Here is a 26,145-nt window from a genome sequence, read left to right on the forward strand (position 1 = left end):
GCGGGGACGCCCTCCATGCTCCGGCTCGCGGCCGCCTCGCTCGCCGGGACCGCCATCGAGTTCTACGACTTCTTCGTCTACGGGACGGCGGCCGCCCTCGTCCTCGGGCCCCTGTTCTTCCCCGCGTTCTCGCCGCTCGCGGGGACGCTGGCCGCGTTCGCGACCTTCGGCGTGGGCTTCGTGGCCCGGCCGCTCGGAGCGGTGCTCTTCGGCCACGTCGGGGACCGGCACGGACGACGCCCCGTCCTCGTCGTCTCCCTGCTGCTGACCGGCGCCTCGACCGTCGCGGTCGGCTGTGTGCCGACGTACGGCGCGATCGGCGCGGCCGCCCCCCTGCTGCTGCTCGTGCTGCGCTTCCTGCAGGGGCTCGGACTCGGCGGCGAGTGGGGCGGGGCCGTGCTGCTGACGGCGGAGCACGCACCGGCCGGGCGGCGCGCCCTGTGGTCGAGCTTCCCGCAGGTCGGGCCGGCGGTGGGCTTCCTGCTCGCCAACGGGTCGGTGCTGGTGCTGTCGGCGGCGCTGACCGACGCGCAGTTCGCGCGGTGGGGATGGCGGGCGCCCTTCTGGGCGGCCGGGGTGCTCGCCCTGCTCGGCTTGTGGCTCCGGTCGTCGCTGCCCGAGAGCCCCCGGTTCCTGGAGATCGACGACCACGCGCGTGTGCCGCTGGCCGAGCTGCTGCGCGACCACTGGCGGCTGGTCGTGCTGACCGGCGGGGCGCTCGCCGTCGGGTACGCGGTCTTCTACGCCGTGACGACCTGGTCGCTGGCGTACGCGACGGAACGGCTGGGCGTGAGCCGAACCGTCATGCTGACCTGCGTCATGGCCGCGGTGCTGGTGAAGGGGGCGCTGACGCCCCTGATGGCTCTGCTCGGCGACCGCCACGGGCGGCGGCCGCTGTGTCTCGCCGGCTGTGGGGCCGCGGCACTGTGGATGTTCCCGATGGTGGCGCTCCTCTCGACCGGCGAGCCGCTGCCGATGTTCCTCGGCCTCCTCGGCGCGCTGGTCGCGTTCGTCACGATGTTCGCGGTGGTGGCGGCCTATCTCCCGGAGCTGTACGCGCCGCGCGTGCGCTGCACGGGCGCGTCGGTCGGCTACAACCTCGGCGGGGTCCTCGGCGGGGCGCTCACGCCCGTTGTGGCGACGGCCCTCGCGGAGGGCTCGGGGCGCGTCCCGTGGGGTGTCGGGGCGTATCTGACGGGGATCGCGCTGTTGAGCCTTTGCTGCTTCGCGCTGCTGCCGGAGACGCGTCCGGTGCCGGCCACGGCGGCAGCACGGGCCGTCGTGGACTGAGCTTGGGCGAAGAGGGCGCCGAGCGCTTCGACGAGCAGTCCGGAGGACGCCCCCGACGTCGTACCCGATCCGCGGTCGCGGGAGCGGACCGCGGGAGCGGACCGCGGCGCTACGGATTGATCGCCAGTTCCAGGTAGGCGGCGAACAGCACCAGGTGGACGCCGCCCTGCAGCGGGGTGGCTCTTCCCGGGACCACCGTCAGCGAGCTGACCACGATGGTGAGCGCCAGCAGCACCATGTGGGTGGAGCCGAGCCCGAGGACGAGGGGGCCCGAGAGCCAGATCGAGGCCAGGGCGACCGCGGGGATGGTCAGGCCGATACTGGCCATCGCGGAGCCGAGCGCCAGGTTCAGGCTGGTCTGCACCCGGTCGCGGCGCGCTGAGCGCAGTGCGGCGATGGTCTCGGGGAGCAGCACGAGCAGTGCGATGACCACGCCGACGACCGCGGGGTGGAGCCCGGCCGCCTCCACCCCGGACTCGATCGTGGGCGAGACCCCCTTGGCGAGCCCCACCACGCCGATCAGGGCGAGACCGAGCAGCCCGAGGCTGATCAGGGCGGTCCGGGAGGTGGGGACGGCGGCGTGGTCGTCGACGGTGATCACGTCTCCCTGGCGGGTGACCGGCAGGAAGTAGTCGCGGTGCCGTACGGTCTGCGTCGTCACGAAGAGGCCGTAGAGGACCAGCGAGGAGACGGCGGCGAACGTCAGCTGGACGCTGGAGAACTCCGGGCCCGGCTTGCTGGTGGTGAAGGTCGGCAGGACGAGGCTCAGTGTGGCCAGGGTGGCGACGGTCGCCAGGGCGGCTCCCGTGCCCTCCGGGTTGAAGACCGCCGTGCCGTGGCGCAGGGAGGCGACCAGGAGACTGAGGCCGACGATGCCGTTGCAGGTGATCATCACGGCCGCGAAGACCGTGTCCCTGGCCAGCGTCGAGCTCTTGTCGCCGCCGTCGGCCATCAAGGTGACGATCAGCGCCACCTCGATGATCGTCACCGCGACGGCGAGGACGAGCGAGCCGAAGGGCTCGCCCACCCGGTGGGCGACGACCTCGGCATGGTGCACGGCTGCCAGGACCGCTCCGGCGAGGACCAGGGTCGCCAGCGCCACCAGCGGACCCGGCAGGTCGCGCCCCCAGGTCAGGACCAGCAGCACGACCGCCAGCGCCGGCACGAGGGCCGTCCACCGGGTCGTGACCGACCTGAGCCGAGCGATCATGCAGTGATCGTCGCAGAGCCGTGCGGGCCGCGCACTCCGGCTCGCACGCCCCCAGCCCTACCGCACGCCCCCCAGCCCTACGGCACGGCCCGGTGCGGCGGCGTCCTCAGAATTCGGCGGCGTCCACGACGTCGCAGTCGATGAAGGACGGGGGCCGGGTGCACAGCGCGGCCATCCGCTCCGCGAACTTGCCCGTCTCCTCGGACTCGCTGTTGCGCATGGCCGCTTCGTAGGAGTCGAACTCGACCACCACGAGGTAGTGGTTCGGCCGGTTCCTGTCCCTGAGGACGAGCCGGCGCCTCGGGGCGTCCTCCCGGCCCGCGAATCCCTGTTCCCCTTCCTCGGCCAGTGCGCGCATCTCCTCGATGCGGTCGGTCTCGAAGTCGACGATCTGCACGAACTTCTGCGCTGTGCTCATGGTGCCTCCACCCCCCGGCTGCGGCGTCCCCGAGTGGAAACGCCCGGCTACCAAAGAAGCACCGGAAGCGGTGCTCGGCAATTCGCCGCGCACCGCTCCCGGGGGTGGTTGTTCCTACGTCGTGCGTGGTCAGGCTCCGATGGTGTCCTTCGGAGCGCCTTCGCTCGCCGTCTGCGCCTCCTCGGCCGCCGCCTGCTTCCGGGAGGCCCGCAGGCTGGTGATCGTGGTGACGATCAGGACCGAGCAGATGACGCCGAGCGAGACCGGAATGCTGATCTCGGGCACGTGCACCCCGGACTCGTGCAGCGCGTGCAGCACCAGCTTCACGCCGATGAAGCCGAGGATGATCGACAGGCCGTAGCTGAGGTGGACCAGCTTCTTCAGCAGACCGCCGATGAGGAAGTACAGCTGGCGCAGCCCCATCAACGCGAAGGCGTTGGCGGTGAAGACGATGTACGGGTCCTGCGTCAGCCCGAAGATGGCGGGGATGGAGTCGAGGGCGAAGAGCACGTCGGTCGTGCCGATCGCGAGCATCACGACCAGCATCGGGGTCATGATCCGCTTGCCGTTCTGCTCGATCCACAGCTTCGTGCCGTGGTAGCGGTCGGCGACGCCGAACCTGCGCTCCGCGGCCTTGAGCAGCTTGTTCTCCTCGAACTCCTCGTCCTCGTCGTCGGCCCGGGCCTCCTGGATGAGCTTCCAGGCCGTCCAGATGAGGAAGGCGCCGAAGAGATAGAAGACCCACGCGAAGCTGGCGAGGATCGCGGCGCCCGCCGCGATGAAGATCGCCCGCAGGACCAGGGCTATGAGAACGCCGACGAGCAGGACCCGCTGCTGGTACTGCGACGGGACCGCGAACTTGCCCATGATCAGGACGAACACGAAGAGGTTGTCGACGCTGAGCGACTTCTCGGTGATGAAGCCCGCGAAGAACTCCCCGGCGGGCTGCCCCCCGGAGAAGAGGAGCAGGCCGAGGCCGAACAGCCCGGCCAGGGCGATCCAGACGACCGTCCAGATCCCCGCTTCCTTGATCGAGACGTCGTGCGGTTTGCGGCCGATGAAGAAGTCGACCGCGATGAGGGCGGCCAGGCCGACGATGGTCAGAACCCACAGGTTCACGGAAACATCCACTGCGCCTCCGGCAGTACGTAACGGCAGGTGAACAGCGCCGTCGCGCTGCCGGAGGTCTCTTCCACCCGAAACGGGCCGGCGCCCCGGGATCAGGCCTGATCCGTATTGACGGGTACACCGCAGCAGGGAGTACTCCCCTCCGTGAGAAGAAGAGTACCCCAATCACCAAGAGAAGGTAAAGCGGTTGGCAAAAGAAAGGCCAAGTCCGCTGGTCAGAGGAGTTTACGAATAATTGGTGCGGGCCGCCGCCACCTGGGTCAGCACCTGCTGGAGGACCTGACTGCCCGGCGGCACCAGAGCCGGCTCGTATGTCCACGCATGGCCCACCCAGGGGTCTGCGAGGTGGTCGTCGGCCACCGGGGTCAGCCGCAGCAGCCCGCGCCACAGCGGGTCCAGCAACGGACCGTAACCGGCGGCGTCCTCCCGGTCGGCGACCATCATCAGGTGCACGCCGACGGCCGGGCCCTCGTCCGCGAGGTAGCGCAGCTGGGTCACGGCACGGTCGTCGAAACCGTGCGGGAAGTCGTTGACGACCAGCAACTGCTGGGCCGTGTCGAATCCCGGCGGCAGCGAGTCGGCCACTCCGCCGCGCACCGCCATCTGCACCAGGTCGACGCGCTCGGTGAGCTGCCCCAGGATCGCCGCCACACCCGCCGCCCCGGCCGCGGGCGGGGCCGCGAGAACCCCGGACCGCACCAGCGGCGACAGCTCCCGCGCGCCCGAACCGGCCGGGTCGAGGACGTGCACGGTGAACTCGCCGGCCGGATGCACCGCGAGCAGCCGGGCCGTGTGCGCCACGGCCGACTCCATGGCCAGGCGCCGCATGTCGTGCGAGTCGGCGAACAGCCCGTCGGAGGAGCCGGTGCGGCCGCTGTCGATCCACAGCCCGCGTTCGAGCGGGAGCCGGACCAGCATCGGGATGCGCAGCGGTTCGCTCTCGGGCACGTGGAGGTCGCCCAGACGCAGCGCCATGGGCATCTCCATGGGCACGCGGTAGGCGTGCCAGACAGGGTTGTCCCAGCGCGCGTACGCGGCGGGCAGCGCCGGTTCGACGACGTCGGCCTCGGCGCCGAGCTGGCCGAGGTCGCGATCCAGGGCCTCCCGAGCCTGGTCGACGAGCCGGCTGTGCTTGGCCTGCGCCGCCTCGCGGGCGGCGTCGCCCTGGCCGCCGATCCTGCTGCGCGGGTCGGACAGAACCTGGTCGAGCTCCTTCTCCATCCGCGTGTCGGCGAAGTCGACCGCGCTGCGGTATGCGGCGGTGCTGCGGGCCAAGTCCTCGAACATGCCCCAGACCTGGTTGTAGAGCCGCTCCTCCATGGACCAGCCGGTCGCGTCGCCGGCCACCGGCCGGGCGGGCTCCCCGGGCTGTGCCGGGGGCGCGGTGGGCGGCGGCGGAGGCGGAGCCGTGTTCTGCCGACGCGGATGGCTGTAATCGATCGGACCGACGGCGGACGCGGACGCCGACTGCGCCGACTGCGCGGGCTCGGGGCTCCCCGAGATGCCCTGAGCGCCGTGCGCTCCCTGTCCGGGAGTGTTCTGAGAGCCGTACGGCGAGCCGCTCTGCTCCGGCCCGAGCGCGGACCCCGCCGTCTGCCGGGAGCGGTCGCCGTCGGGCGTGCGCGGCGGGGCGGGCACCGAGCGGGCCAGGCCCCGCACCACGGCCTCGTTGATCTCGGCCGCGAGCCGGTGCGCCTGCGGCAGACCCTGGTCGGTGAGGAGTTCGGCGAGGCCGCCCGCATAGCCCTGGCCGACGGCGCGCACCTTCCAGGCGCCCCGGCGCCGGTACAACTCCAGCGCGACGACCGCCGATTCCGTGTCCAGGCCGGTGAGGGTGAACGTGGCGATCTCGGCCCCGTCGAGGCCGGTGACCGCGACGAAGGGAGCCGCCACCGAGCCGAAGCCGGCCGGGCCGCCCACGCCCGTGGGGAGCGCCAGCACGACGCCGACGCGGTGCACGGCCTCCGGCATCGCGTCCAGGTCCACCGCTAGGCGGTGGTCCGCCGCGGCCTGGCGGGAGACCTCCAGGCCGGGCAGTGTGGGCACGCCCGGATGGGCCACCCACTCGACGCCGTGGATCCTGCCGCTCTCGTCGCCGAGAACGGCCGTCGCCACGACGGGCTTGCCGGCCGAGATCCGGATCTCGAGCCGGACCTGGGAGAGCGGGTGGTTCTGCCCCCGCACCAGCTCGGCCGTCATCGCCTGTCGTCCCCCTGCGTCACGTGTGGTGTTGTGGTGATGCCGCTCGCCGGCCGACGGCCTTACAGCGCCGGCAGGATGGCGGGCATCAGGTCCTGGAAGGTACGGCCGTTGGCCGGGGTGCCGAGGGCCGTCATGTTCCAGCCTCCGCCGACCCGGTGCACCTTCGCCATGATCTGCGCCGTGTACGCGCCGCCGCCCGCGAGCGTGTAGCGCGCCAGCTCCTGGCCGTTGGTCTCGTCGACCAGGCGGCAGAAGGCGTTCTGCACCTCCTGGAACGTCTGGCCCGTGAAGGAGTTCACGGTGAAGACGATCTGGTCGATGTGGACCGGCACACGGGCCAGGTCGACGAGGATCGCCTCGTCGTCGCCGCCCTGGCCGACGCCGCCGACCAGGTTGTCACCGGTGTGACGGACGGAGCCGTCGTCGCTCACCAGGTGGCGGAAGAAGACGACGTCGACCGGCTGCTTGTCCGCGAACAGGACGGCGGAGGCGTCGAGGTCGATCTCCCGGGTCCGGGAGCCGAACAGGCCGCGCCGCGGGGCCGCCTGCCAGCCGAGACCCATGCGCACCGCGGTCAGGCTGCCCCCGTCGTTCTTCTGCAGACTGATGGCCTGACCCTTGGTCATGTTGACGGTCACGCGCTGATTCCCCTCTCGAGCTGTCCCCTGTTGCCGCGGCGCCCGCGGTTGACGGAAACCCTACGCAAGGGCACTGACAGTGCCGCACCCAGGCCCGCACTTTGTGTCGGTCTTGCAACACAGCACGTGCGGGGCCGGGGCACAGGAGTCGCACGGGTCCGTCAGGCCAGACCCGCCTCTTTCATCTGGCGCAATTCCTTCTTCATCTCGGAGACTTCGTCGCGGATGCGGGCGGCGACCTCGAACTGCAGGTCCGCCGCGGCGGCCCGCATGCGCTCGGTCATCTCCTCGATCTGCTCGGCGAGTTCGGCCGCCGGACGGTCGGTCGGCACCGTCGCCGCGGCCTTGCCCCTGGCCTGGCCGGACTTCGCGCCCTTGACCGCCTTGTCGCCGAGGGAGGGCACCGGGGCCTTGGTGGCACGGCCGTCCTTCTTCGCCCGGTAGCCGGAGCCGAGCAGCTGCTCCGTGTCGACCTCCTCGCGCGCGATCTGCGCGACGATGTCGTTGATCTTCTTGCGGAGCGGCTGCGGGTCGATGCCGTGAGCCGTGTTGTAGGCGACCTGCTTCTCCCGGCGGCGGTTGGTCTCGTCGATGGCCCGTTCCATGCCCGGGGTGATCTTGTCGGCGTACATGTGGACCTGACCGGAGACGTTGCGCGCCGCACGGCCGATGGTCTGGATCAGCGAGGTGCCGGAGCGCAGGAAGCCCTCCTTGTCGGCGTCGAGGATCGCCACCAGGGACACCTCGGGCAGGTCGAGGCCCTCCCGCAGGAGGTTGATGCCGACCAGCACGTCGAACTCGCCGGCGCGCAGCTCGCGCAGCAGCTCGATGCGCCGCAACGTGTCGACGTCGCTGTGCAGATAGCGCACCTGGATGCCGAGCTCCAGGAAATAGGCCGTGAGGTCCTCGGCCATCTTCTTGGTGAGCGTGGTGACCAGGACCCGCTCGTCCTTCTCGACGCGCTCCCGGATCTCGTGCACCAGGTCGTCGATCTGCCCCTCGGTCGGCTTGACGACGACCTCGGGGTCGATGAGGCCGGTGGGGCGGATGATCTGTTCCACGACGCCGTCACCGCGCGAGAGCTCGTACTTGCCGGGCGTCGCCGACAGATACACGGTCTGCCCGATGCGCTCCTGGAACTCCTCCCACTTCAGCGGCCGGTTGTCGAGGGCCGAGGGCAGCCGGAAGCCGTGGTCGACGAGGGTGCGCTTGCGGGAGGCGTCGCCCTCGTACATGGCGCCGATCTGCGGCACGGTGACATGGGACTCGTCGATGACGAGCAGGAAGTCGTCCGGGAAGTAGTCGAGCAGGGTGTTCGGCGGGGAGCCGGGCGAGCGGCCGTCGAAGTGCATCGAGTAGTTCTCGACGCCGGAGCAGGAGCCGATCTGGCGGAGCATCTCGAGGTCGTACGTGGTGCGCATGCGCAGGCGCTGGGCCTCCAGCAGCTTGCCCTGCTTCTCCAGCTCGGCCAGACGCTCGCCGAGCTCCTTCTCGATGTCGTTCGCGGCCCGCTCGAGACGCTCGGGGCCCGCCACGTAGTGGGTGGCGGGGAAGATGTACAGCTGCTGGTCCTCACTGATGATCTCGCCGGTGAGCGGGTGCAGCGTGGACAGGCCCTCGATCTCGTCGCCGAACATCTCGATGCGGACGGCGAGCTCCTCGTAGACCGGGAAGATCTCGATGGTGTCGCCGCGCACCCGGAAGGTGCCGCGGGTGAACGCCAGGTCGTTGCGCGTGTACTGGATGTCGACGAAGCGGCGCAGCAGCTGGTCGCGGTCGAGTTCGTCGCCGACCTTCAGGGGGACCATGCGGTCCACGTACTCCTGCGGGGTGCCGAGGCCGTAGATGCAGGAGACCGAGGCGACCACGACGACGTCACGACGGGTGAGCAGCGAGTTGGTCGCGGAGTGGCGCAGGCGCTCGACCTCCTCGTTGATCGAGGAGTCCTTCTCGATATAGGTGTCCGACTGCGGGACGTACGCCTCGGGCTGGTAGTAGTCGTAGTAGGAGACGAAGTACTCGACCGCGTTGTTCGGCAGCAGTTCGCGGAACTCGTTCGCCAGCTGGGCGGCCAGGGTCTTGTTCGGCGCCATCACCAGGGTGGGGCGCTGGAGCTTCTCGATCATCCACGCGGTGGTGGCGGACTTTCCGGTGCCGGTCGCGCCGAGCAGGACGACGTCCTTCTCGCCCGCCTCGACACGCTTGGCGAGCTCGGCGATGGCCGTCGGCTGGTCGCCGCTGGGCTGGTAGGGACTGACGACCTCGAAGGGCGCCACCGTGCGTTCGATGTGGGAAACGGGCCGCATGCCATCCACCGTACGACCCCCCACTGACAACGGGGTCCGATCAGCGGTTCCGGAGCGTTCGCGGGTGCCCGGCTCAGCGGTTCTGCGGGGTGCGGGACTCCTGCCCGGCCGTGTTCCGGCGGCCGCGGAGGCGGGCGTTGCGCGCCGGGGGCCCGATGACCGGGTGCGCAGGGACTCCGGGTCTGTGCGGGGCAGCCGTCCGGTCGGGCCTGCCCGTGATCATCAGCGGGTCGAACATCACGACGGCGCCGGCGAGACAGAGGAACGCGAAGGGGCCGATCAGCATCGGTGCGAGCAGGGTCGCGGGCGAGTCGCCGGGCGTCGGCGCGCCGCCCGTGTGCAGATGGACGCTGAGGGCGGCCATGCCGGTGTAGTGCATGCCGGTGACGGCGAGCCCCATGACCAGGGCGGCGCCCACGCTCCACAGGAAGCCCCTGACCTGCCCCGCGGCCCACAGGGCGGCGGTGGCGGCGGCCATGGCGATGGCCACGGAGACGTAGACGGTGAGCGAGTTGTACTCGAACGTGCCGTTCAGACGCATCCCGGCCATGCCCAGGTAGTGCATGGACGCGATGCCGAGACCGGTGAGGGTGCCCCCGGTGAACAGTGCGGTTCCGGTCGCGCCCCGGTAGCCGACGATGAAGATCCCGACGCCCACCATGACCACGGCGACGCCCAGGCTGCCGTAGGTCATGGGTTTGTCGTAGTGGATCGGGGCGCCACGGACGGTGAAGCCCATCATCGCGACGAAATGCATGGTCCAGATGCCGGAGCCGATCGCCGCGGAGCCGAGGGCGAGCCAGCCCGGCCGCCAGGAGTGGGCGACGAGCAGGGCTCTGGTGGTGCAGCGCAGACCCAGTGCGCCGCCGAGGCAGGCCATGACGTAGGCCACCAGCGGGGTGACGAGACCGTAGCTGAAACCGTCGACCGTGCCGTGCATGCGCGGTTGCCCTTCGCCCTGTTGCGGATCTTGCCCGATGTCTCTGGAACGCGGCCTTCCGGGCCGCTGCGCGCGGTCAAGGCTGAAGGAAAGTATGACTCCCACCTCAATGGTCGAACGATTTTCCGGCAAAGAAACACGTCCTTGCCCCACATGTGCGGCATCAGTGAGCGACGTCGGGACGTCTTCCCCCCTTGTGTGACCGTCCCGCGCTCCCTCCGGTGTGGACCCTTCGCTGTCACAGTTGAGCTGTATGTGATCGCTCGACGCGAGGAGTACGCATGCACACACGCGTAGTTGCCGTCACGACCACCGCGATCCTGGGCGCCGTGGCGCTCCTGCTCCCCGTCCACAGCGCCCGCGCGGGCATCGCTCTGCGGCCCGCGGTGATAGCCCACCGGGGCGCCTCCGCCCTCGCCCCGGAGAACACCCTCGACGCCGTCGACCGGGCGGCGTCCTTGGGCGCCCTGTGGGTGGAGAACGACGTCCAGCGCACCCGGGACGGCGAGCTCGTCGTCGTCCACGACGACAGCCTGCGCCGGACGACCGACGTCGAAGAGGTCTTCCCGGGCCGCGCTCCCTGGAGGGTGAAGGACTTCACCGCCGCCGAGATCGCGCGGCTCGACGCGGGAAGCTGGTTCGATCCCGCCTACGCGGGCGTGCGCGTGCCGACGCTGACGCAGTACGTCGACCGGGTCGACCGAAACCACCAGAAGCTGCTCCTGGAGATCAAGAATCCGGAGCTCTACCCGGGCATCGAGCAGGACGTCCTGAAGCTGCTGGGCGACGAGGGGTGGGTGGACGACCGCCACCTCGCCAACCGGTTGATCGTGCAGAGTTTCAGCGCCGACTGCCTGCGGACCGTCCACCGGCTTGCGCCCGCGGTGCGGACCGGTCTGCTCGGCATGCCGGCCCTGTCGGACCTGCCACGGTTCTCGGTGTTCGCCGACCAGATCAACCCGTCCTACACCGCCCTCTCCGAGGCGTACGTCGCCGCCGTGCAGGAGCTGACCGGGCCGCACGGGCGGCCGATGAAGGTCTTCGCCTGGACCGTCGACGACGCGGAGACCGCCCGGGCAGTCGCCGGGTACGGCGTCGACGGCGTCATCACCGACCGGCCCGACGTGGTGCGCAGGGCACTGTACTGGTACTGACGTGCGACCCCACGGGCGTTGTCGGTGGCTGCCCGTACGGTGGTCGCATGGACAGCAATGCGGGGTACGGGCAGCGGGTCGTGTGGGCCGTCGTGCGCACCGACATCGGGCCGCTGATGCTGGCGGCGAGCACCGAGGGGCTGGTCAACGTCGTCTTCCACGCCACCGACGCGGTGCGCGACAGGGCGCTGGCCAGGCTTGCGGAGCGGCTGGGCGCGGAGCCCGTCGAGGCGCCAGGGTCCCCATTGCTGGCCGAGGCGATACGCCAGTTCGAGGCCTACTTCTCGGGAGAGCGGCAGGTCTTCGAACTGCCCCTGGACTGGTCCTTGATCTCGGGCTTCAACCGACAGGTACTGCGCGAGCTGGCGGCCGGTGTCCCCTACGGGGCCGTCGTGGGTTACGGCGATCTGGCGGAGCGGGTGGGGCAGCCGGGTGCGGCGCAGGCGGTGGGCGCGGCGATGGGGTCCAATCCGCTGCCGGTCGTCGTGCCCTGCCACCGGGTGGTGGAGAGGGACGGCGGCCTCGGCGGCTTCGGCGGCGGTCGGGAGACCAAGCGGAAGCTGCTCGCTCTGGAGGGCGTCCTGCCCGAGCCGTTGTTCTGAAGCGTTCGCACCGGCGGTCCGAGCCGCGCCCCGCGGTCTGGGCGGCGCCGCGCCGAGGGGGGAGACTGCGCCGGTGACCCGCATGTCCGTCTGTCCGCGTGGCCGGCCCGCCGCGCACGGCCACGCGGTGGCGCAGGTTCCTGTCGTGGTGCGGATCTCCCGCGCGCCGGCGCGGACCTGTGCCGTGGAGAGGAGTCCGATGTGACCGCCGTCGAGCGCGCCGCGGCGCCGCCTGTGGACGCGGTGCGCCTGTCCGCCCTGCGCCGTCGCACGATGGCCGTGCTGATCGCCGGCCAGATCCTCGGCGGGCTCGGCGTCGCCACCGGCATCGCCTTGGCCGCCGTCCTGGCCCGGCAGGTCAGCGGCACCGAGGCGCTGTCCGGGCTCGCGCCCACGGCGACCGTCGCCGGCACGGCCGTCCTGTCGATGCCGCTGGCCGCGTTGATGACCGCGCGCGGCCGCCGGCCGGGGCTGGTGCTGGCCTACCTCGTCGGCGCGCTGGGAGCGGGCGTCGTCGTGGTGGCGGCGCGGCTGGGGAGCTTCCCGCTGCTGCTGTGCGGCATGGCCGCCTTCGGCGCGGCCTCCTCGGCGAATCTGCAGGCCCGGTTCGCCGCCGCCGACCTCGCCGAGCCGCAGCGTCGCGCCCGGGCCATCTCCCACGTCGTGTGGGCGACGACCATCGGTGCGGTCCTGGGCCCGAACATCGCCGCGCCCGCGGGCCGCAGCGTCGCCGGGCTGGGGATACCCGCGGCGGCGGGCCCCTTCCTGTGGGCGGCCGGCATCTTCGTCACGGCCGCGCTGGTGGTGGCGGTGCTGCTGCGCCCGGACCCGCTGCTGACGGCCCGCGCGCTCGCGCCGGAGGACGAGCAGTCCCCGCAGGGCCGTTCCCTGCGGGCGGGTCTGACGGCCGTCGCCGCCTCACCGCACGCACGGCTGGCGCTGGTGACGGTGGCCGTGTCGCACACGGCGATGGTCTCGGTCATGTCGATGACCCCGGTGGCCCTCGCCCACCACGGTGCGAGCATCGAGTTGATCGGGCTGGTCATCAGCGGGCACATCGCCGGCATGTACGCGTTCGCGCCGTTGATGGGGCGGCTCGCCGACCGGGTGGGGCGCTTCTCGGTGACGGGCCTCGCGGCCGGGCTGCTGGCGGTCGCCCTGTTCCTGGCCGGGACGGCCGGCGACGACCACCGGCAGACCGCCGCCGGGCTGTTCGTCCTGGGCCTCGGCTGGTCGGCCGGGCTGGTCTCCGGCTCGGCACTGCTCACCGACGCGCTGCCGCAGTCCGCGCGGGCCGCCGCCCAGGGGATCTCCGACCTCACCATGAACGCCTCGGCGGGTGTCGGCGGGGCGATCGCCGGGCTCGTGGTGGCGCGGGCGAGCTACGGATGGCTCAACGTCGCCGCGGCGACCCTGCTCCTCCCGCTGGCCGCGCTGGCGCTGTTCACCCGGAACCGCGGCGGCGAAAGCACGGTTCGTCAGTCGTAGTGCCGCGCCTCCACGACGTTGCCGTCCGGGTCGCGGAAGTAGAAGCTGCGCGTGGCGTCCCCGCGGGCGCCGAAGGAGCCGTGCGCGAGGTCCGACACCGGGACGGCGCGCTCCGCCAGACGGGTGTGGAGGGCGTCGAAGTCCGCCCTCGGCAGGGCGAGGCAGACGTGGTTCACGGGGTGCCCCGCGCTGTCGGCGGCGCCGGGGAGCATCGTCATGCGCTCCGCCGCCGACGACGGCATCAGGTCGAGGAGACAGTCCTCGCTGACGCGGACTGAGGGGAAGGGCGCTTCGCCGGCGACGAACTCGGCGAGCCTGACGGGCGTCAGCCCCACGGCCTGTGCGTAGAACGCGGCCGCGGCCGCCGGGTCGCGCACCCACAGGACGACGTGGTCGATACGTGCCTTGTGCTCCGTCATGCCTTCCAGGCTGGTGTCCTGCCCCACAGGACGCAAGGGTTTGACCGGGCGCGCCGCCCGCCAGAGATGAGAGGAGACCGACGGACAGGAGGCGGGCGCGTGGTGCTGGTGGTGTCGGAGGAGGTACGGAGCGCGATCGACGCGCGTCAACCCGTGGTGGCCCTGGAATCGACGATCATCTCGCACGGGCTGCCGCGCCCGCGCAATCTTCAGGTGGCGCGGGAGCTGGAGGCCGTCGTCCGCGCGGAGGGCGCCGTGCCGGCGACGATCGCCGTGCTGGACGGGCGGCCCCATGTGGGCCTGGACGACAAGCAGCTGGAGCGGGTCGCCGACGAGGACGGGTTCCGCAAGCTGGGCCATCGCGACCTGCCGCTGGCAGTGGCCTCCGGTACGAGCGGGGCGACCACGGTGTCGGCGACGGCGCTGCTGGCGTCGCTGGCGGGCGTGCGGGTGTTCGCGACGGGTGGCCTCGGCGGGGTGCACCGGGAGTGGACGGTCACCCAGGACGAGTCGGCCGACCTGGGGCTGCTGGCGAGCACCCGGATCACCGTGGTCTGCGCGGGGGTCAAGTCGATCCTGGACGTGCCCGCGACCCTGCAACGGCTGGAGACGCTGGGCGTCGCCGTCGCCGGGTACGGCACCGACCGCTTCCCCGGGTTCTACCTGTCGGACTCGGGTCATCCGGTGGACTGGACGGTGCACGCTCCGGAGCAGGTGGCCGACGTGATGCGGGCCCAGGACGCGCTCGGCGCGCCCCGGTCGGCCCTGATCGTCGCCAACCCGGTGCCCGAGGAGGAGCAGCTGGATCCCGCGCTGCACGCGCGTGTGCTCGCCGACGCGCTGCACGCGTGCGAGGAGGCCGGCGTCTTTGGCCAGGGCGTCACGCCGTTCCTGCTCGACTACCTGGTCCGGCACACCGACGGGGCGTCCCTGAGCGCCAACCTGGCGGCGGTGCGCGGCAACGTGCGCCTGGCGGCGCGGATCGCTGCGGCGTGGGCCGGGGCATGACGCCACAACCGGACGGTGCGGCCGGCGATCCCGCCGGACCGGTCCGCGGCCCGGAGGCGCCCGCGGGCGCGAGGCCGGCCGCCGGGGCGGCGGAGACATCCGGCGCGGACATGGCGGCCGGAGGATCCGGGGCGACGGCCGGCTCGGCGGCGACGGCCCTGTCCGAGGGCCCGTCCGGACGCGCACCGGCGGGTCCTGCGGGCGGCGGGGCGCTGCTGGTCGTCGGGGACGTGGTGACGGACGTCGTCGCCCGGCACAGCGGTCCGCCGGTCTCGGGCACGGACACGGCCGCGGTGATCCGGACGCTGCCGGGCGGCGCGGGCGCCAACGTGGCGTGCTGGGCCGCCCACTGGGGCTGTGCGGACGTCCGGCTGCTCGGCCGGGTGGGCGCGGAGTCGGTGACCTGGCACGAACGGGCGTTGACCGCCGGCAAGGTGCGGCCCCTTCTCGTCGTGGATCCGCAGGCGTCGACCGGCACGGTGATCTGCCTGGTCAACACGGACGCGGCGGCGGAGCGGACGTTCCTCACCGACAGCGGCGCCTCCCTGCGCCTCTCCCCCGCCGACTGGTCGGACTCCCTGCTGGACGGCGTCGGCCGGCTGCACCTCTCCGGATATCTGCTGTTCTCGGAGTCGGGGCGGGCACTGGTGCGTACGGCGTCCGGGTCGGCACGCGCGCGGGGAATCCCGGTGAGCCTCGATCCGGCGTCGGCGGGCTTTCTGGTGGAACTGGGTCTTCCCCGCTTCCTCGGCCTGGTCGCGGACGTGGACGTGCTGCTGCCGAGCCGTGACGAGGCGCGTCTGCTCACCGGGGCGCCCGACGGGGCCGACGCGGCGGCCGAGCTGAGCCGCCATGTGCCGCTGGTGGTGGCCAAGCAGGGGGCGGACGGCGCGCTGGTGGCCCGCAGGGGCACGGTCATCGCCCGTGTTCCCGCGGCTCCCGCGACTCCCCGGGACACGACGGGCGCCGGCGATGCCTTCACCGGTGCGTTCCTCGCCGCGCTGCTCGCGGGCGCCGACGCCGGGGCGGCGGCGGTCGAGGGATGCCGGGCGGGGGCCCGCGCCGTGGAACGGGTGGGCGGCAGACCGCCGGCACCGCGGGAGAGCACGGCGACGACGACCGACCGGACCTCCCGGGCGGGCTGAAGCCGCGCGGCCTTCACCCTTGTGCCGGGCGCTCCCAGCGGGCGCGCCGAGCCGTCCGTCCGCACCGGCATCCGTCCGCACCGGCATCCGTCCGCACCGGCGTCCGTGCCTGCCGGCGTCCGCTCCCGCCGACGTCTGCCCCGGCCTTGCGCGCCTCATTTCCGCGGCGCGCCTTCGTCCGTCGGCGGCTCCCGAGGCCCCGCTACTCCTTGCGTCCCCAGGCCGAGATCATCGGGGCCGTCGCCAGGTCCATGCTGCCCTCGGCGACGTTCGTCAGATGCCGGTCGATCTCCTCGTCCGTCGCGACGCCCGCCCCGACGAGCTGCTCGCGGATCTGGCGCACGGTCGCGGACTCCAGGACGGCACAGGCGGGCGAGGTGACGGGGAAGTAGGCGTCGGCCTCGACACGGCGCAGTCCGGCCTCGCGCAGCAGACGCGGCAGCTTGCGCCCGTAGGAGAGGTCGGCGCCCCGGCCCGCGAGAAGCTGACGGAAGCCGTGCCGCAGACGGTTGGCGAGCTGCTGCTCGGGGCCGTGCTCGTCGGGGCAGAGCAGAGGCTGCAGGGCGGGGTCCGCGTCCTCGATCAGCAGCCGTCCGCCCGGGCGCAGAGCGCCCACCATCGACCGCAGCGCCCGCTCCCGTTCCGGTACGTGGACCAGCACGAGCCGGGCGTGCACCAGGTCGAAGCCCTCCATGGGCGGTTCGCCGGAGCCGAGGTCGTGTACGCGGACCTCGACCGGCGGGCGGGCCGCGGACGTCAGGCGGGAGGTGTCGATGTCGGTCGCGAGGACCTTGCCCGTCGGACCGACCTTCTTCGCCAGCCAGGATACGACGGAGGCGCCGCCTGCACCGGCCTCCCAGCAGCGCCAGCCGGGCCCGACCCCGAGCCCTTCGAGATGACGGAACGTGGTGGGGTCGAAGAGGGAGGCGAAGGCGTCGAAGCGTTCCCCCGCCTCGGGCTGCCGGTTGTCGAGGAGGTATGCGTCGGATCGCGTCATACGTCGATCATCCCAGCCGTGCGACCCGCCGGAGGTGGTCGACGCGGCCGGGATCCCGTGTCGGGGAAGGCGGGCTCAGCTCTCCTGAGCAGCCCGAAGTCCCGTCGTCCACAGCCGGGAACCAAGCGGAATCCTTCCTTTCCACAGGCTTGCCCACGGTGTGCGCGGGCCTGGCAGACTGGCGCGGCAGGGCGCAGGTCGCGGCGCGGGGAGAATCACGCAAGGAGACCCGGATGACCATGGCGGGGAATCTGCGGAAGGTCACGGGCCTCGGGAGGGTCGGCGGCCTGCGCGGGGTGGCGAGGCTGGGGCGGCGACGCCCCCGGGTCGACCTGAGTCATCACGCACGGTCCCCGCTGGGGTCCTCGGTGGTGAACTGCGTGACGTACCGGGACGGCATGCGGACCGAGCACGGCGTGGATCTCGTCGACACGGTGGAGCGGATGCGCAGGACCGGGCACGGCTTCGTGTGGCTCGGTCTGCACGAGCCGACGAACGACGAGTTCGCCGGTGTGGCCCAGCTCTTCGACCTGCATCCGCTGGCCGTAGAGGACGCCGTCGAAGCCCATCAGCGGCCGAAGGTCGAGCGGTACGGCGAGACGTTGTTCGCGGTGTTCAAGACGGTCTGCTACGTGGAGCACGAGGAGCTCACCGCGACCAGCGAAGTGGTCGACACCGGCGAGATCATGGTGTTCGTCGGACAGGACTTCGTGATCACGGTGCGGCACGGGCGGCACGGCTCGCTCGGACCGTTGCGCGAGGAGCTGGAGTCCGACGCGGCGCAGCTGGCCAAGGGGCCGTCGGCGGTGCTGCACGCCGTCGCGGACCACGTGGTCGACGACTATCTCCACGTCGTCGACGCTGTGCAGGCGGACATCGACCAGGTCGAGACGGACGTGTTCGCGGAGAACGGCGCGCGGGCCGATCCGGGGCGCATCTATCAGCTCAAGCGGGAACTCCTGCAGCTGAAACGGGCGGTGGTCCCCCTCGGCCGTCCGCTGGTTGACCTCGCGGACCGGTCGATGCGGGTGGTCGACCCGGAGATACAGGCCTACTTCCGGGACGTCTCGGACCACCTGCTGCGGGCCACGGAGCAGATCGCGGCCTTCGACGAACTGCTCAACTCGATCCTGCAGGCGCACCTGGCGCAGGTCACGGTGGCGCAGAACGAGGACATGCGCAAGATCACGGCGTGGGCGGCCGTCATCGCCGTGCCGACGATGGTCTGCGGGGTGTACGGCATGAACTTCGACACCATGCCGGAGCTGCACTGGAAGTTCGGCTACCCCTTGGTCATCGTGCTGATATCCGTCGGCTGCCGGATCCTGCACCGCGGTTTCCGGCGCAACGGGTGGCTCTGACCGCGGCGGTCCGGGGCGACGTCGGCCGTCATGCCGTGGCCGGTCCGCTCCTCGCGTAGACGCTCTCCGCCCAGGCGGCGATCTGGTCGTCGGTCAGGTGCCGGGCGAGGTCGGCTTCGCTGATCATGCCCACCAGGCGCTTGTTCTCGATGACGGGAAGCCGGCGGATCTGGTGGTCCTTCATCTCCTGGAGCACCTCGCCGACGTCCGCACCGGCGTCGATCCAGCGTGGGGTGCCGTGCGCCATGTCCCCGGCGGTGACCCGGGCGGGGTCGCGGCCCACGGCCACGCAGCCGACGACGATGTCCCGGTCGGTGAGGATGCCGCAGAGCCGCTCGTTCTCGTCGCTGATCGGCAGCGCCCCGACGTTCAGCTCACGCATCAACTGGGCGGCGCGGTCGAGGGTCTCGTGGGCGGGGATCCACTGGGCGCCCCGGTGCATGATGTCTCCGGCGGTGGTCATGACGTACCTCCCGGTGCCGGACGGCCGGCGCGGCGCGGGGGGCGACGCAGTCCCGGCGCCCTTCATTCTCGCCGTGCCGTGGGACGCCCGCATCTCAACTCCGCACGGTTCACCGGCACAGGGGCCGGTGCCGTCGCTGCCGGCGCTGCCGTCGGTGCCGTCGCGGCCGGGAGCGTCTTCAGCCGCGCGAAAGCCTGCGGCCCGGGCCCCGGTGGTCAGCCGCCCCAGGCCGGGTGGCGGGGGTCGTCCGCGCGCACCAGCACATCCGCTGTGGCGGCGGGGTCGGTCTCCTGGGCGTACCGCTCGAAGGCGAGCAGCGTCCAGTGGTCGGCCTCGGGGGTCCGGCGGCGCAGGGCGCCCGGGGAGAGGAGGGCGTGGACCGTCAGATCGAAGGGGAACCAGTGCCGCAGGAGGAGTGGGCCGTGCAGCAGCAGAAACCCTCCGCGGGGCAGGGGGACGTAGTCGCTGCGGGTGGCGCGGTCGGTGACGGGGTCCCGCAGGTCGGGGAGGATCCGGCCGTCGCCGTCGGCGTCGAGCGGATTGAACACCTCGCGCCACAGAGCGCCGGTGTCGAACCAGCCGTCGAAGTAGGCGTCCACGTCGTGGCGGCCGTACTCCAGGCGGAGGGAGGCCGGGCGCAGGAAGCCGTGCGTGTCCACGACGCACGAGGGCCGACCGCGGGTGCGCAGCGCTTGCGCGACGCGCTCGGCGAGATCGCCGGGGCGGGCCGCCGGCGCGCCGTCGAAGGCGATACGGCGCCAGGGGCTGCCGTCGTCCGGCTCCAGGTCGAGCAGGCGCTCGGCGAGGAGGTCGCCGAGCCGTTCCCAGGTGATCGCTTCGAGTCGCACACGGCCATGATGCGTCAGGCACGCGCGGCGACGGCCTGCGGGCGGTCCCCGGAACCCGGGACCCGGATTCCGGCGGGCGGGCGGCGGGCGGCGCGCTCGTCGCGGGTGGCGTGGGAAGGGGGGAGAAGGCAGGTGACGGGGAGGTGCCACCGCGCAGGGGACGGGGCATGAAGCCCCTATGGCAAGCGCAGCCCTCCCCGCGCCCGGAGCGGGAACCGGAAACAGACCCGGGATCCCGGACGGGCCTGGCCCCGGACCTGGCCCCGGCCCCGAATCCGCACCCGGGCCCGCACCCGGCCCTGTGGTCGGTATCGGGTCCGGCCTCCTGGCCGTCCAGCCGCTGCGGCGCAAACAGTGCGCCGGCTGCCGACGTGGGCCGCTGCCGATGCTGGTCCTGGAGGACGCCGCCCCGCGCTGTCTGGACTGCGCCGACCTCGGGCACCTGGTGTTCCTGCCGCGCGGTGACACGGCGCTGACACGCAGGTCGCGGGAGGAGAGCGGGCTGTCGGTGGTGGTCGTCCGGTTCAACCGGCGCAAGGGCCGGTACGAACGACAGGGCGTCCTGGTCGAGGAGGCGGCGCTCGCCCGCGCCGAGGAGCGGTGCCTGGCGGACGCGGAGGCCCGGCGCCGGCGCCGGGCGCGCGACGCCCGGCTGCGGTCGGCGCAGGACGCGCACTTCGCGGAGTCGTTCGCGGCCGAGATCCTGCGGGTGTTCCCCGGCTGTCCGGCGGACCGGGCGCTCGGGATCGCCGCGCATGCCTCCCTGCGGGGCAGCGGCCGGGTCGGTCGCAGTGCCGCCGGGCGGGCGCTGTCCGAGGCGGCGGTCGTCTTCGCGGTGAGGGCGTCCGTCCGGCACCTCGACACTCCGTACGACCGGCTGTTGATGAGCGGCGTGCCACGGCACGAGGCACGCCGCCGGATCGCGGCGGACGTGGAGGCCGTCATCCGCACCTGGCGCGAGGACCGGGACGTGCGGAACGTGCGGGCGGCCCGGGACGGCAGCGCGGCCGGGGGCCGGGGGGACGGTCACGACCGGGTTCTCACTTGAGGTGAGGGGCGGTACCGGGCAGGATCACGCTCGACGGGGGGAGTTGACGTTGTCATGATCGAGGGACCGTATGTGCTGCTCGCGGTGCTGGGCGCGCTGACGACGGGGCTGATGGCCGGGGTCTTCTGCGCCTTCTCCGTCCTGGTGATGCGAGGACTCGCCGCGCTGCCGCCCGCGCAGGGCGTCGCCGCGATGAACGCGATCAACTCCTCGGCGACGACACCGGTGTTCATGATCCTGTTCCTCGGCTCCGCCGCGCTGTGCGCGGTGATCACCGTCGTCACGTTCGTGCTGTGGCCGGACCACGGGGCCGCCCGCCTGCTGGTGGGCAGCGCGCTGTACCTGTGCGGGGCGTTCGGGGTGACCGTCGTGGCGAACGTGCCGCGCAACGACGCGCTGATGAGCAAGGACCCGGGCACGCCGGAGGCCGTCGCGTACTGGCCCGTCTACCTGCGTGAGTGGACGCGGTGGAACCATGTGCGCACGCTGACGTCCGCGGCCTCGGCGGCCGTGTACCTCCTCGCCCTCGTCTGACCGACGTACTCCCCGTTCCGATCGCATTGCGTCCGGATCCGACCGAACCCGACCGAATCATCTCTGTCACCCCCCTCTGCGCGGGGGGCCGGCAGAACGTATCGTGGCGAAGAGAGTGCCGCCCGACGACGCTCGGCCTGTCGTACGCGCACGCGAGGGGCACGCCCATGGCCGATCCCAAGGGATTCATGCACACACCGCGCCGGGACTGGCCCCGTCGGCCGGTCGGTGAACGGGTCGCGGACTGGGACGAGGTGTACGTCCCCGGGGCGTTGCTGCCCCTCATCAGCGAGCAGGCCGACCGGTGCATGGACTGCGGCGTGCCGTTCTGCCACGAAGCCTGCCCGCTCGGCAATCTGATCCCGGAGTGGAACGACCTGGTGTCGCGGGAGGACTGGCGGGCCGCCGCCGAGCGGCTGCACGCGACGAACAACTTCCCCGAGTTCACCGGCCGGTTGTGTCCGGCGCCCTGCGAGGCCGGTTGTGTCCTGGCCATCAACCAGCCCGCCGTCACCATCAAGAACGTCGAGGCGGCCATCGCCGACCGGGCCTGGGCCGACGGTCTGACACCGCCGCGGCCGCCGGACCGGCTGTCGGGGAGAACGGTGGCCGTGATCGGCTCCGGGCCCACCGGACTGGCCGCCGCACAGCAGCTGACCCGGGCCGGTCACACGGTCGCCGTCTACGAGAAGGACGACCGTGTCGGCGGACTGATGCGGTACGGCATTCCCGCGTTCAAGATGGAGAAGCTGCACCTCGAACGACGGATCGAGCAGATGCGGGCCGAAGGCACGAAGTTCCGCACCTCGACCACCGTCGGGCGGGACGTCATGGCCGCGGATCTACGGTCCCGCTACGACGCCGTGGTGATCGCCACCGGGGCGACCGACTGGCGTGAACTGCACGTCCCGGGGCGGGAGTTGACCGGCATACACCAGGCGATGGAGTATCTGCCGCTGGCCAACCGGGTGTGCGAGGGAGATCTGGAGACGTCCCCGATGTCCGCCGCAGGGAAGCACGTGGTCATCGTCGGCGGCGGCGACACGGGCGCCGACTGCCTGGGCACGGCGGTGCGCGAGGGCGCGGCGTCCGTGACCCAGCTGGACATCTACGCGCAGCCCGGCGCGGAGCGCGACGAGGACGCCGACCCCTGGCCGACGTATCCGAAGATCTACCGCCTCTCCGCGGCGCACGAGGAGGCGCGCGATCTGCGGTCCGCGCCGTTCGCGGACGCGGACGCCCGGCTGTTCGCCGCGTCCACGCTCCGTTTCACCGGGGACGAGACCGGTCATGTGCGGTCCCTGCATCTCACGGAGGTGGACGCGCGACGCAGGCCGGTGGCGGGCACCGCCCGCGCGCTCCGCACCGATCTGGTGCTGCTCGCCCTGGGCTTCTCCGGACCCGACCGGGAGGACGGACTCGTCGAACAGCTGGGGCTGGCCCTGGACCCGCGCGGGACGATCGCGCGGGACGCCGACTTCGCGACGAACGTCCCCGGCGTCTTCGCCGCGGGGGACGCGGCCCGTGGCCAGTCGCTGATCGTGTGGGCCATCGCCGAGGGACGGGCGGTGGCGGCGGCCGTCGATCGTCGTCTGACGGGCGTCTCCCGGTTGCCCGCGCCGATCGGCCCGTTCGACCGGCCGATGAGCGTCTAGTCGTCCGGCTGCGAGACGCGGATCGATCCGGACCCGTTCGGCGAGGGCCGGGCCGAGGCTCTCGCAGGCCGAGGCTCTCGCGGGCGGCGGCGCCGAATCCGACGAGCGCGCGGTACTCCTTGCCGGCGGACCGGTCGGGGACGACGGCCGCGGCCGAAGCCCCTCTTGATCCCATGACCGGCAGCCCAGGGAGAGGAAAGACCGTCGGTAGAGTGCATTCCCATGGCAGATTCATGGGTCGATGCCGGTCAGCGGATCGGCGCGGACCTGCATCTGGAGCTCTCCGGGCCGGGCGGGCGGCGAGCCGCGCTCATCCGGGCGCTGCGCGAGGCCGTGCGCGGCGGACGGCTCCCTCCGGGAACCCGTCTGCCGCCCTACCGCTCACTCGCCGCCGACCTCGGCGTCGCCCGCAACACGGTGGCCGACGCCTACGCGGAACTGGTCGCGGAGGGCTGGCTGACCGCACGGCAGGGCTCCGGCACCCGGGTGGCCGAACGGGCCGAGCCGCTGCGCCGGTCCGCGCGCGTCGCCGTCAGGACGCCCGCACGCGCGCGTGGCCCCCGGCACGATCTGCGGCAGGGCGTTCCGGACGCGTCGTCGTTCCCGCGTACGGCCTGGTTGGCCTCCTACCGGCGCGCCCTCCAGCAGGCGCCCGCCGAGGCGTTCGGCCCCGGCGACCCCGCCGGACGCCGGGAACTGAGGGAGGCCCTGGCGGAGTATCTGGCACGCGCGCGTGGGGTGCGCACCGTGCCCGAGCACCTCGTGATCTGCTCGGGCTTCGCTCACGCACTGCGTCTGCTGTTCGCCCCGGGCAGCGGGGTGCTGCGCGGTCCGCTGGCCGTGGAGGCCTACGGGCTGGGCTTCCACCGGGAGCTGCTGGCGACGGCGGGCGTGCGGACGACGCCGCTTCCCCTGGACGAGGACGGGGCATGCGTCGAACCCCTGGGACGCGAGCGGGCGGTGCTGCTCACGCCGGCGCACCAGTTCCCGACCGGCGGCCCGCTGCACGCGAACCGCCGGGCGGCGGTGATCGACTGGGCGCGCACGCGCGGCGGGATCGTCATTGAGGACGACTACGACGGGGAGTTCCGCTACGACCGCAAACCGGTCGGGGCGGTCCAGGGACTCGATCCCGAGCGGGTGATCTACATCGGCTCGGTCAGCAAGAGCCTGTCGCCCGCGCTGCGCCTCGGCTGGATGGCGCTGCCCGAGCGGTACGTGGACGGGGTCCTCGCGGCCAAGGGCGAGCGGGAGGCGTGGGCCAGCGTCCTGGACCAGCTCGGCCTGGCCGACCTCATCGCGTCCGGGTCCTACGACCGTCACGTACGACGTATGCGGCAGCGGTACCGCGGCCGCCGGGACCGGCTGGTCGAGGCGCTCGCCGCACAGGCGCCGCACGTCGAGGTCACCGGGGTGGCGGCCGGTCTCCACGCGGTGCTGCGGCTGCCGCCGGGCACCGAGCGGTCGGCGCTGAAGGCCGCCGTCCGGCAGGGCGTCGCACTGGACGGCCTGGCGGCGTTCCGTCATCCCGCCGCAAACATGGCGGCGCGGGACGGACTCGTCGTCGGGTACGCGACACCGCCGGACCACGCCTACGAGGCGGCGCTGGACGCGCTGTGCCAGGCGCTCCCGCCCGCCCCGCGGCGACGCCCCGCCGAGGGATGAGGCACGGCGGGCCGTCGTCGACGCGCGGAGCGGCGGCCCGCCCTCCACCACCGAAGGCCGGGCGGAAACCTACCGATCGCACCTCCGTGCGGGACGAGGCTGGTCGATGTCGATGCCAGTGTTGATGTCGGTGTCGGTATTGATGCCGGTGTCGGTGTCGAGGTCGGTGTCGAGGTCGGCGTCGGCGTCGATTTGGGTCTTGGCGACAGAGACCGGGGGCTGCCCGGTCATATGACGCTCCGTAAGCGCCCGACGCGGTCAATGATGATCAATTCAGTACCAAATTAGGAAGCTGAGCAGGAAAAAGACAATCGTTCGACGGCCGCGGCATCGAAGAAACGTCACGGCAGTCACGTCAGGACAACAGGAAGTCCGCCTCTCCCGCCTTCGCTCCCTCGATGAAGGCCGTCATCTCGTCGGTGGTGTAGATCAACGCCGGACCGTCCGGGTCGGTGGACTGACGAACGGCGATCCGGCCGTCGGCGAGCTTCATCGCCTCCAGGCAGTTCCCGCCGTTCCCGCCGCTCCACGGCTTGTGCCAGCCTTCGCTGCCCAAGTCCCGCGCGGGCATGCCGTTGTAGACCCGTTTGCGCGGCTTGATGCGATCCATTCACAACTCCTTGCGGAGATCCCGGAGGATCTCCTTCGTGCGATGTGCTGTAGCGGCCTGCGCCGCCATGCGGTCCATGACCTCGAGGTGGGTCGCCACCTCGGTACGCGCGTCGAGATAGACCGCGCCGGTCAGGTACTCGCTGTAGACCATGTCCGGAAGCTCCGGCATGGCGAACCGGAAGAGCACGAAGGGCCCGTACGTGCCCGGGTGCGGCCCGTTCGCGAACGGGGCCACCTGCAGCGTCACGTTCGGCAGCGCCGCGGCTTCGAGCAGTTTGTCGATCTGCGCGCGCATCACCTCCGGACCGCCGGCCGGTCGGCGCAGGACGGTCTCGTCCATCACGACCCACAACCGGGGCGCGTCCTCGCGGGTGAGCAGATCCTGGCGTTGTATGCGCAGCGCGACGAGTCGCTCGATGTCCTCCGGCCGGGTCTGGCCGATCGCGCCGGACTTGAGGACCCCCCGCGCGTAGTCCTCGGTCTGGAGCAGTCCGGGGACGAAGTGGGGCTCGTACTGGCGGATGAGGGCCGCTGCGCCCTCGAGGCTGACGTGCATCGAGAACCAGCCGGGCAGGACGTCGTGGAACCGCTGCCACCAGCCGGGCCTGTTCGCGTCCTCGGCGAGCTGGACGAATCCCTCGGCCTCCTCGTCGGTGACCCCGTAGGCCTTCAGCAGCAGCTGGAGGTACGGGATCTTGAGGCTGACCTCGGCCATCTCCATACGGCGGACGGTGGCGGGCGCGACGCGCAGGATGCGGGCCGCCTCCTCGCGCTTGAGCCCGGCGCCTTCCCGCAGGTCCAGAAGACGCCGACCGAGGACGACCTGTCCGACCGTCGGCGCGGACCGCGGTTCGCTCACGCTCCACCTCCACGAAGAGCCCGGCCGGGCGGGGGGGGGGCCCCCCCCCCCCCCCCCCGCCGGGCCACGCAAAAAAAACCGCAGCCCCTCCGCGCCCCGCCCGGGGGGGGGGGGCCGGTGCAATATGAAGATGAGGGGGGGGGGGGGCTCGCCCC

General features: G+C 72.2%; 25 protein-coding genes. 11 read left to right on the top strand and 14 right to left on the bottom strand.

Annotated features, from left to right (window positions below; genetic code table 11):
• Positions 1-15 precede the first annotated feature (15 nt).
• Positions 16-1,290 carry an MFS transporter gene (locus ACH4ZA_RS37380; protein WP_319276769.1) on the top strand — a complete coding sequence of 425 codons (1,275 nt, stop codon included), beginning with the start codon at positions 16-18 and terminating at the stop codon, positions 1,288-1,290.
• Between the two features lie 109 nt (positions 1,291-1,399).
• On the opposite strand, the gene ACH4ZA_RS37385 is transcribed toward ACH4ZA_RS37380, so the two are convergent.
• The 7 genes from ACH4ZA_RS37385 to ACH4ZA_RS37415 all read right to left on the bottom strand — a co-directional run bounded on the left by ACH4ZA_RS37385 (position 1,400) and on the right by ACH4ZA_RS37415 (position 10,132).
• Positions 1,400-2,500 (bottom strand): ionic transporter y4hA, encoded by a 1,101-nt coding sequence (locus tag ACH4ZA_RS37385; protein ID WP_319276567.1) that lies wholly within the window; start codon positions 2,498-2,500, stop codon positions 1,400-1,402.
• Positions 2,501-2,606: 106 nt separating this feature from the next.
• Positions 2,607-2,918 carry a hypothetical protein gene (locus tag ACH4ZA_RS37390; RefSeq protein ID WP_319276569.1) on the bottom strand — a complete coding sequence of 104 codons (312 nt, stop codon included), beginning with the start codon at positions 2,916-2,918 and terminating at the stop codon, positions 2,607-2,609.
• Positions 2,919-3,047: 129 nt separating this feature from the next.
• Positions 3,048-4,049, bottom strand: coding sequence for a TerC/Alx family metal homeostasis membrane protein (locus ACH4ZA_RS37395; protein ID WP_319276570.1), 1,002 nt, complete (start codon positions 4,047-4,049; stop codon positions 3,048-3,050).
• 222 nt (positions 4,050-4,271) lie between these two features.
• On the bottom strand, positions 4,272-6,245 hold the full coding sequence (locus ACH4ZA_RS37400) for a TerD family protein (RefSeq protein ID WP_398433529.1): 1,974 nt from the start codon (positions 6,243-6,245) through the stop codon (positions 4,272-4,274).
• 62 nt (positions 6,246-6,307) lie between these two features.
• Positions 6,308-6,886 (bottom strand): TerD family protein, encoded by a 579-nt coding sequence (locus ACH4ZA_RS37405; RefSeq protein WP_057580284.1) that lies wholly within the window; start codon positions 6,884-6,886, stop codon positions 6,308-6,310.
• Between the two features lie 161 nt (positions 6,887-7,047).
• The gene (gene uvrB / locus ACH4ZA_RS37410; RefSeq protein ID WP_398433530.1) at positions 7,048-9,192 is read right to left on the bottom strand and encodes an excinuclease ABC subunit UvrB; all 2,145 of its coding nucleotides are present in this window, start codon (positions 9,190-9,192) and stop codon (positions 7,048-7,050) included.
• 73 nt (positions 9,193-9,265) lie between these two features.
• Entirely contained in the window at positions 9,266-10,132 is an 867-nt protein-coding gene (locus tag ACH4ZA_RS37415) for an MHYT domain-containing protein (RefSeq protein WP_319276574.1), read from the bottom strand.
• Between the two features lie 281 nt (positions 10,133-10,413).
• Between ACH4ZA_RS37415 and ACH4ZA_RS37420 the strand changes: the two genes are divergently transcribed.
• From ACH4ZA_RS37420 to ACH4ZA_RS37430, 3 genes are all read left to right on the top strand, one after another.
• A complete protein-coding gene (locus tag ACH4ZA_RS37420) occupies positions 10,414-11,286 on the top strand; it encodes a glycerophosphodiester phosphodiesterase (protein WP_398433531.1) in 873 nt (290 codons plus the stop codon).
• A 47-nt stretch (positions 11,287-11,333) separates the two neighbouring features.
• Complete coding sequence (locus ACH4ZA_RS37425; RefSeq protein ID WP_398433532.1) at positions 11,334-11,888, top strand: methylated-DNA--[protein]-cysteine S-methyltransferase; 555 nt, start codon at positions 11,334-11,336, stop codon at positions 11,886-11,888.
• Positions 11,889-12,089: 201 nt separating this feature from the next.
• Complete coding sequence (locus ACH4ZA_RS37430) at positions 12,090-13,376, top strand: MFS transporter (protein WP_398433533.1); 1,287 nt, start codon at positions 12,090-12,092, stop codon at positions 13,374-13,376.
• Here the strand turns inward: ACH4ZA_RS37430 and ACH4ZA_RS37435 are convergent.
• The gene (locus ACH4ZA_RS37435) at positions 13,367-13,795 is read right to left on the bottom strand and encodes a VOC family protein (RefSeq protein ID WP_319276581.1); all 429 of its coding nucleotides are present in this window, start codon (positions 13,793-13,795) and stop codon (positions 13,367-13,369) included. The two genes, ACH4ZA_RS37430 and ACH4ZA_RS37435, sit on opposite strands and share 10 nt — an antisense overlap.
• 99 nt (positions 13,796-13,894) lie before the next feature.
• Between ACH4ZA_RS37435 and ACH4ZA_RS37440 the strand changes: the two genes are divergently transcribed.
• Positions 13,895-14,803 (top strand): pseudouridine-5'-phosphate glycosidase, encoded by a 909-nt coding sequence (locus ACH4ZA_RS37440; RefSeq protein ID WP_319276583.1) that lies wholly within the window; start codon positions 13,895-13,897, stop codon positions 14,801-14,803.
• Between the two features lie 110 nt (positions 14,804-14,913).
• Entirely contained in the window at positions 14,914-15,948 is a 1,035-nt protein-coding gene (locus ACH4ZA_RS37445; protein WP_398433537.1) for a carbohydrate kinase family protein, read from the top strand.
• A gap of 202 nt (positions 15,949-16,150) precedes the next feature.
• Here the strand turns inward: ACH4ZA_RS37445 and ACH4ZA_RS37450 are convergent, their stop codons facing one another.
• Entirely contained in the window at positions 16,151-16,945 is a 795-nt protein-coding gene (locus tag ACH4ZA_RS37450; RefSeq protein ID WP_319276588.1) for a methyltransferase, read from the bottom strand.
• Between the two features lie 233 nt (positions 16,946-17,178).
• Between ACH4ZA_RS37450 and ACH4ZA_RS37455 the strand changes: the two genes are divergently transcribed.
• Positions 17,179-18,306, top strand: a complete 1,128-nt coding sequence (locus ACH4ZA_RS37455; RefSeq protein ID WP_319276590.1) for a magnesium and cobalt transport protein CorA — start codon at positions 17,179-17,181, stop codon at positions 18,304-18,306.
• Between the two features lie 28 nt (positions 18,307-18,334).
• Here the strand turns inward: ACH4ZA_RS37455 and ACH4ZA_RS37460 are convergent, their stop codons facing one another.
• Both ACH4ZA_RS37460 and ACH4ZA_RS37465 read right to left on the bottom strand, forming a co-directional pair.
• Entirely contained in the window at positions 18,335-18,769 is a 435-nt protein-coding gene (locus ACH4ZA_RS37460) for a CBS domain-containing protein (RefSeq protein WP_319276592.1), read from the bottom strand.
• A 215-nt stretch (positions 18,770-18,984) separates the two neighbouring features.
• A complete protein-coding gene (locus ACH4ZA_RS37465; RefSeq protein ID WP_398433534.1) occupies positions 18,985-19,617 on the bottom strand; it encodes a uridine kinase in 633 nt (210 codons plus the stop codon).
• A 385-nt stretch (positions 19,618-20,002) separates the two neighbouring features.
• Here ACH4ZA_RS37465 and ACH4ZA_RS37470 point away from each other — a divergent pair, with 385 nt between their 5' ends.
• From ACH4ZA_RS37470 to ACH4ZA_RS37485, 4 genes are all read left to right on the top strand, one after another.
• Positions 20,003-20,665, top strand: coding sequence for a DUF2293 domain-containing protein (locus ACH4ZA_RS37470; protein ID WP_319276597.1), 663 nt, complete (start codon positions 20,003-20,005; stop codon positions 20,663-20,665).
• 54 nt (positions 20,666-20,719) lie between these two features.
• Entirely contained in the window at positions 20,720-21,199 is a 480-nt protein-coding gene (locus ACH4ZA_RS37475; protein ID WP_398433535.1) for a DUF1772 domain-containing protein, read from the top strand.
• A gap of 167 nt (positions 21,200-21,366) precedes the next feature.
• Positions 21,367-22,854 (top strand): glutamate synthase subunit beta, encoded by a 1,488-nt coding sequence (locus ACH4ZA_RS37480; RefSeq protein WP_319276599.1) that lies wholly within the window; start codon positions 21,367-21,369, stop codon positions 22,852-22,854.
• Positions 22,855-23,076: 222 nt separating this feature from the next.
• Positions 23,077-24,519 (top strand): PLP-dependent aminotransferase family protein, encoded by a 1,443-nt coding sequence (locus ACH4ZA_RS37485; RefSeq protein ID WP_319276601.1) that lies wholly within the window; start codon positions 23,077-23,079, stop codon positions 24,517-24,519.
• A gap of 69 nt (positions 24,520-24,588) precedes the next feature.
• Here ACH4ZA_RS37485 and ACH4ZA_RS37490 read toward each other — a convergent pair whose 3' ends face one another.
• From ACH4ZA_RS37490 to ACH4ZA_RS37500, 3 genes are all read right to left on the bottom strand, one after another.
• Positions 24,589-24,750 (bottom strand): hypothetical protein, encoded by a 162-nt coding sequence (locus ACH4ZA_RS37490; protein WP_398433536.1) that lies wholly within the window; start codon positions 24,748-24,750, stop codon positions 24,589-24,591.
• A gap of 124 nt (positions 24,751-24,874) precedes the next feature.
• Positions 24,875-25,129, bottom strand: coding sequence for a DUF397 domain-containing protein (locus tag ACH4ZA_RS37495; protein WP_057580268.1), 255 nt, complete (start codon positions 25,127-25,129; stop codon positions 24,875-24,877).
• Positions 25,130-25,990 (bottom strand): helix-turn-helix transcriptional regulator, encoded by an 861-nt coding sequence (locus ACH4ZA_RS37500; RefSeq protein WP_319276606.1) that lies wholly within the window; start codon positions 25,988-25,990, stop codon positions 25,130-25,132. It abuts the gene before it with no gap.
• Positions 25,991-26,145: the final 155 nt, after the last annotated feature.

The organism is Streptomyces sp. NPDC020597 (genome assembly GCF_044335095.1).
Lineage (GTDB): Bacteria > Actinomycetota > Actinomycetes > Streptomycetales > Streptomycetaceae > Streptomyces.